This window comes from Crocosphaera chwakensis CCY0110 (assembly GCF_000169335.1).
Lineage (GTDB): Bacteria > Cyanobacteriota > Cyanobacteriia > Cyanobacteriales > Microcystaceae > Crocosphaera > Crocosphaera chwakensis.
In genome coordinates this window covers 1-6,055 of sequence record NZ_AAXW01000116.1, presented here as the reverse complement: position 1 = coordinate 6,055, position 6,055 = coordinate 1, and the positions used below count along the sequence as shown (strand labels likewise).

General features: G+C 38.6%; 2 protein-coding genes, 1 pseudogene and 1 CRISPR repeat array. All 3 genes and pseudogenes read left to right on the top strand.

The genetic code is table 11. The features are described 5' to 3' along the window. A pseudogene (locus tag CY0110_RS27215) lies at window positions 1-239 on the top strand (hypothetical protein); the annotation flags it as partial. Between the two features lie 122 nt (window positions 240-361). Further along, window positions 362-2,068 (top strand): RAMP superfamily CRISPR-associated protein, encoded by a 1,707-nt coding sequence (locus tag CY0110_RS27210; protein WP_008278884.1) that lies wholly within the window; start codon window positions 362-364, stop codon window positions 2,066-2,068. A 91-nt stretch (window positions 2,069-2,159) separates the two neighbouring features. Then, window positions 2,160-4,703: direct repeats of the CRISPR family, unit length 36 nt; unit sequence GTTTCCATTCAACTGATGTCCCCTGTTAAGGGAAAG. A gap of 553 nt (window positions 4,704-5,256) precedes the next feature. After that, a partial coding sequence (locus CY0110_RS27205) for an RNA-guided endonuclease InsQ/TnpB family protein (protein WP_008278881.1) occupies window positions 5,257-6,055 on the top strand: 799 nt, incomplete at its 3' end.

Here is a 6,055-nt window from a genome sequence, read left to right as displayed (position 1 = left end):
GCTATATTAATCAATCGAATGATCAAGAAGGGAAAGTTCGTCAAAGAACTGTACCTGTTTGGCATTGTCTGTTAGGAAAATTAATGGCACCGATGGAAGATTTAGATAAAAGGGAATTGATGGAAAGAATAGTTGCTTTAAGCAGAGATAGTCCTAGGGAGTATATGATGATGTGGCGTAAATCCTTAGTGCTAACACCACATTGGAATTTTTGGGCAAGAGCCTATTCTCAAGAATAACCATTCTGTCCGTTAGCCAAATTATTTATTGCTTTCGGCAAAATGGCTAAAGGTGAGTGATCAATACATTAAGCTTTCATAATACTCACTTGTTTCTATTATTGATAATTTTTTAAAACATTATGTACACAGGTAATAAATTAATTGAACTACTAGCAAAACAACAAAAGAACCGACGAGGTCAAACTGAGTTACTAAGAACAGGTACTTTTACCATTCAATGGCGGACGAAAGTTGGTTCTTATCCTCATCCTGATGGAGAAACCATAATTTCTGCTGGCGAACCTTGTGGTCATTGGAAATATGATAATACTCAAAAACTCAATGTAGGAAATAATTATCAGCAGTTTTATACATTACCTCTTTATGGGTATATTCCAGGTTCTTCAATTCGAGGTTTAGTCAGAGCATGGGCGAAAAAATATCCTGATAAATCTCAACGAATGAATGAGTTATTAGGCTATCAAGACAATGAAAAAATTGTACCTGGTAAAATTGAGTTTTTTGATGCTTATCCTCAAGAAGCTTCTCTTTTAACCTTAGATATTGTTAATCCTCAACAAGAGTTTCAAGTTTTTCATAAAGGACAAAGTACCCCTCTATCTTTTTATACATTAGGTGATGGAGAAGATAAAATTTCTCTCACTATTGGTATTCGCGGAATTCCTAATAAAGCAACAGCACAAGAAGTTCAAGAAGTTTGGGAATGGGTAGAACAAGCTCTAAGTCTTTATGGGGTAGGAAGTCGTACCGCTTCCGGATACGGTGCTATTAAATCTAATAATCAACCTAAATTAAAACGTCCAGTAGATCAATCTGTTAAAATATTTACCTTTACATTATATAGTCAAGGTTGTTATGGAGCTAATCAAAGTAATAGTGATGTAGAATTACGTCCCTCTCATTGGAGAGGTTGGTTACGTTCTTGGGTATGGCGTTTTCTCTTAGGTGTTATGTCACAAGATAATGCCAAAAAAACCTTGGGAGAATTACTCGGCAATATTGATGATAACAATGGAACAAGTCAGCAAGGTTGCGTTCGTTTAGAATTAATAAAAAGCTCAACTTTTGGAGACTCTTCTGATGATTATCCCAGGTTTTATACTTGGAAAGGAAAGGTTAAAATTACTGCTCCAAAAGATATTTTGAATAAGATTATTTTACCCATTATCAAGTTTGCTGTAAGTGTCGGTGGATTAGGTCGAGGTTGGCGAAGACCTTTACATATTTTTCAGATGAATAATGGTCACAATGCTGCCAGGGGCTGTTATTTAAAACTTTCTCATAAAGCCAAAAGTAAAACAACAGGAGACTTTAAAACTATTAGTTATCAATTATCTCCTGATAAACCTGAGACTTGGAGTGAAACTTATCAAAAATGGCTTGAAGCTGTCCAAATAAAATGGTCTGATAGACTTACAATCAATGCTAATCAAAACTTAGAAGCTGAGGTCTTTTCTCCTACTACTTGTTCAATTTATGCTGTTCCCGGACCTGATCTTAATCCCATCGATGAATCTGAGCAAGACTGGCAAAACATCCGTCGTAATGAGGAAACTCGTGGGGATGGTATGAATCTTATTTACAAAGATAAATATAAGCGAAAAACTGATGTTGGTGGCAATGCTGGTCATGGTAATGCTCATTGTTCTTGGGTGAGTATTAGGATGAGCAACACTCCTCACCCAACAATTGATACTGACACTCAAGAAATTGTTTGTTTATTTATGGGGAGACAATCCTCTAATTCTAATCATTTACGTCCTCAGTTCTTAAAAGATTTATCTAGTATTTTAGGTTCAACTTTCTTATTTGGTTTGCCTACATAAAATCTATTTTAATCTTTACTAAATTGAGTAAAGTTAGATTAAGATTTCCGATTTATCAGCCCGCTAATTTGAAAATTAGCGGGTATTTTTAGTTTCCATTCAACTGATTTCCCCTGTTAAGGGAAAGTTTAGCCAAAATTCAAAAAGTACGAAACCCTAGCAGTTCGTTTCCATTCAACTGATTTCCCCTGTTAAGGGAAAGTTTTTTCGGATTTGACGTTGACGTGGACACCCCCCAGTTTCCATTCAACTGATTTCCCCTGTTAAGGGAAAGTACGAGTTTTTTTTGTTAAGCCACCTCGAAGAAGGTGGTTACGTTTCCATTCAACTGATTTCCCCTGTTAAGGGAAAGGGAAACGATATCTACAAAACTAAAGTGGACGATGATTGTTTCCATTCAACTGATGTCCCCTGTTAAGGGAAAGTGTTTCAATACAGGGCGTTGTAACCCAATATGGGTTGTTTCCATTCAACTGATGTCCCCTGTTAAGGGAAAGCAGATGTTTCCACGGCTTTAATTCCAGATGGAGCCCTTCGTTTCCATTCAACTGATGTCCCCTGTTAAGGGAAAGTTGGGCATTTAATGCGAACTGATGGCAAGCTAATTGTTTCCATTCAACTGATGTCCCCTGTTAAGGGAAAGTCTGAATCCAAAACTTATCTAAGTCGCTAGATAAGTTATAGTTTCCATTCAACTGATGTCCCCTGTTAAGGGAAAGATTAGCTCATTCTATGTTGACGTTGATCAAAGAGTCCGAGTTTCCATTCAACTGATGTCCCCTGTTAAGGGAAAGGTTGTACAATCAGAACCTTCAAGGAAACTAAAAAAAGTTTCCATTCAACTGATGTCCCCTGTTAAGGGAAAGTAGAAAGCACTTGGGGTCGAAACACGAAAGAACCTTTCCCTTAGTTTCCATTCAACTGATGTCCCCTGTTAAGGGAAAGATTATTGACTGGTTTTTTGCATTCGGCTATAGGCTACTTCGTTTCCATTCAACTGATGTCCCCTGTTAAGGGAAAGCCTGTCTTACAAGGTAGTGGTTTTACTTTTCAACTGAACGTTTCCATTCAACTGATGTCCCCTGTTAAGGGAAAGTTGAGTACGACTCAAGACCCGTGTCCGTGAACGATTTGGGTTTCCATTCAACTGATGTCCCCTGTTAAGGGAAAGATTCAATACGCCTGTTCCTACACGGAGCGTTCTATGTTTCCATTCAACTGATGTCCCCTGTTAAGGGAAAGGTGGAAGATAGCCATGGCCGTTATTCCGTCCAGTTTCCATTCAACTGATGTCCCCTGTTAAGGGAAAGTTTCATTAAGTATTCCGGCATTCGCTGGGATGCTGAAGTTTCCATTCAACTGATGTCCCCTGTTAAGGGAAAGAATGGCTAAGCGTAGTTTCACGCCTGATGAGTTAAAAGTTTCCATTCAACTGATGTCCCCTGTTAAGGGAAAGGAGAACTTCAACCTGGTGTTGGAGCATCTGATTTTGCAGTTTCCATTCAACTGATGTCCCCTGTTAAGGGAAAGGATCAACTAAAATCAATCCCAAACGAAAAAGTGCTAAGTTTCCATTCAACTGATGTCCCCTGTTAAGGGAAAGCCTGCCCCATCGGTAACCCCGAAGGAACGTCGGCAATCAACTGCGCCTAGTTTCCATTCAACTGATGTCCCCTGTTAAGGGAAAGGAGTTTTGGTGCCCACAACAGTTTTTAACGGTAGTGGAGTTTCCATTCAACTGATGTCCCCTGTTAAGGGAAAGATTAGTAAACGGGGAAGATTTTTCCGTGTGCTAATTTGTTTCCATTCAACTGATGTCCCCTGTTAAGGGAAAGGATAATTTAGTAGAGCTGCCTGATGGCACCTACATTCGTTTCCATTCAACTGATGTCCCCTGTTAAGGGAAAGTTTGCTGAAATTTATCAACAGGTTGGCGACTGGTTAGTTTCCATTCAACTGATGTCCCCTGTTAAGGGAAAGAATGGATGCAAGTAGTCTTTTAGGCGTAATGCGCAGTTTCCATTCAACTGATGTCCCCTGTTAAGGGAAAGTATTGTTGATTATTTGGCGATGATTGATACAGTTCGTTTCCATTCAACTGATGTCCCCTGTTAAGGGAAAGTTGGAATTAAACACAGGAAACACGCTTGAAACCGTGTTTCCATTCAACTGATGTCCCCTGTTAAGGGAAAGAACAGCCTCACATGGCTTGTTTTTTATTATTCTGTTTCCATTCAACTGATGTCCCCTGTTAAGGGAAAGGCTGAAATTGTTACAGGGGGAGTGAAAGACCTTTTGGCCGGTTTCCATTCAACTGATGTCCCCTGTTAAGGGAAAGACCAAATAGCTTGGAGAATTAAAAAATGTTATTATCTTGTTTCCATTCAACTGATGTCCCCTGTTAAGGGAAAGATAATTTTCTTTATTCCCATGAACGTCGTGAGATATCCAGTTTCCATTCAACTGATGTCCCCTGTTAAGGGAAAGAATTAAACAAAGATGTTGTTTGCGACTTAATAAAATGTTTCCATTCAACTGATGTCCCCTGTTAAGGGAAAGAAGGATATGTATGAAGTGATGGCTCAAACCCAGCTTTCGGGTTTCCATTCAACTGATGTCCCCTGTTAAGGGAAAGAGTTCGTCTGAGAGCCGTTACCCAGAGCGACTTTGAGGAGGGCAGATCCACGCAACCAATGTAATAATTGTAATACAACTAGCAACATGGCACAACTCGTAACCCTCAAAAGCAGGCCAGGTAAGGCGACCACGCAGTTCAACGAAAGAATGAGGGTTTCAGAGATTTGCCGAGGTGCGTGGATCATTTTTTCTCAAATAAAATACTTAATTTTTAAATATAACATCTAAAATAGATTTTGTTAATCTTTGAAAGAATAAAAATATTAATACTTTTGTGCTAATTGATTGGTGATCGCTTCGTGCTGATGTAGCTAAAGAAAAAACAAGAAAGGAATATTTAGCAATACGCCGAGAAGCCCCGTGCTGTATTGAAAATCAGCATCGGGGTGCTTCGCGCGTCTTCGACGGGATAGGCGGTCATCTGAGGGGTTCGATGCCCCGAAAGTTGACAAACTATCGCTTGGTGCGCATAATCTCGCCGTACGACGGCGAGTTGCGCATCCGCTTTTTATTTACTATACTACTTTATAGAAAATTCAATTCTCTCTAAGATGTTGCGAGTCGTTAAAGTTCGGTTGTATCCAAATACAGAACAGCAACAGTTACTAGCTCAAAGCTTTGGTAATTGTCGTTGGCTGTGGAATTACTGCTTGAATTTAATGAATCAAACATATAAAGAGACAGGAAAGGGTTTGTCAGGGTACGAAGTTAAGAAAAGAATACCCGAACTTAAAAAAGAGTATGAATGGTTAAAACTGACTTACTCTCAATGTTTGCAACAAGTTTGTCTTAATCTAGGTGTTGCTTTCAATAACTTTTTTGAAAAACGTGGCTTATATCCTAGATTCAAGTCGAAACATGGTAAACAGTCGATTCAATATCCTCAAAATGTCAAGATGCTAGATAATAGCTTACAACTCCCAAAAATAGGAGTAGTTAAAGCCATTATCCATAGACCAATTGAGGGTAAGATAAAAACTGTAACTGTTACCAAAAACTGTTGTAATCAATACTTTGCTTCAATCTTGTTTGAAGACGGTAAGAATAAACCCAAGCCGTCAACAAATGGGAATACAATTGGTATTGACGTTGGATTAGCTCACTTTTGTATAACGTCATCAGGTTCCAAATATGAGAACCCTAGATTTTTAAACAAGCATGAAAAGAATTTAAAACGGAAACAACAGCAATTATCTAGAAAGCAGAAAGGTTCTAATAACCGCAATAAAACTAGAAAGAAAGTAGCTAGAGTTCACCGTAAAATAACTAACTGTCGTGAGGATTTTCTACACAAACTAAGTCGTAGATTAGTTGACGATAACCAAGTCATAGTAACAGAAAATCTCAACA

What these genes read in the sequence shown, in the direction of transcription:
- CY0110_RS27210 (WP_008278884.1), top strand. Translation starts at nt 362, where the DNA reads ATGTACACAGGTAATAAATTAATTGAACTACTAGCAAAACAACAAAAG.